Annotated in this window: 1 protein-coding gene; it reads left to right on the forward strand. The window is 40.0% G+C overall.

All coding sequences use genetic code 11. The features are described 5' to 3' along the window. Positions 1-593, forward strand: a 593-nt coding sequence (locus COE25_RS30035; RefSeq protein WP_257209026.1) for a LysM peptidoglycan-binding domain-containing protein, incomplete at both ends; no start/stop codon positions are given.

A 593-nucleotide genomic window follows, 5' to 3' on the forward strand; every position in this document is an offset into this window, starting at 1 on the left:
ATAGCAGTTGCTGTACTCTCAGTAACTGTAAGTGCTAATGTACAAGCTGCAACAGTAACAGTACAAAAAGGGGATACCCTTTGGGATCTATCACGCGCAAATAATACATCTTTAGAAAATATACAAAAGTTGAATCATCTTACAACGGACCTTATTCACCCTGGTGATGTACTAACGATTGCACCAGAAAAACATTATGCTGTTAAACAAGGTGACACACTATGGGATATATCCCTTGATTATCAGGTAACTGTTTCGCAACTTAAAGAATGGAACAATTTAACTACCGATCTCATCCATCCTGGATTAAATCTATTAATCTATGAAGGTTTAAATACAACTAATACGGCTGTATCAGAAAAACAAACGATGCCTGCTGCACCTACAGCATCAGCAAAGCCTGCAGCGCAAGCACCAAAAGAAAGTGAACCAGCGGTAGAAGCTGCATCAACTACTAATACAAGTTCAAGAGAAATTACAGTGAAGGCTACAGCCTATACGGCTTCGTGTGAGGGATGTTCTGGTACTACGGCAACTGGAATTAACCTTAAAGCAAATCCAAATGCAAAAGTCATCGCAGTTGACCCATCGGT

The sequence above is a fragment of the Bacillus sp. AFS031507 genome, assembly GCF_002584635.1.
Classification (GTDB): Bacteria; Bacillota; Bacilli; order Bacillales; family Cytobacillaceae; genus Neobacillus.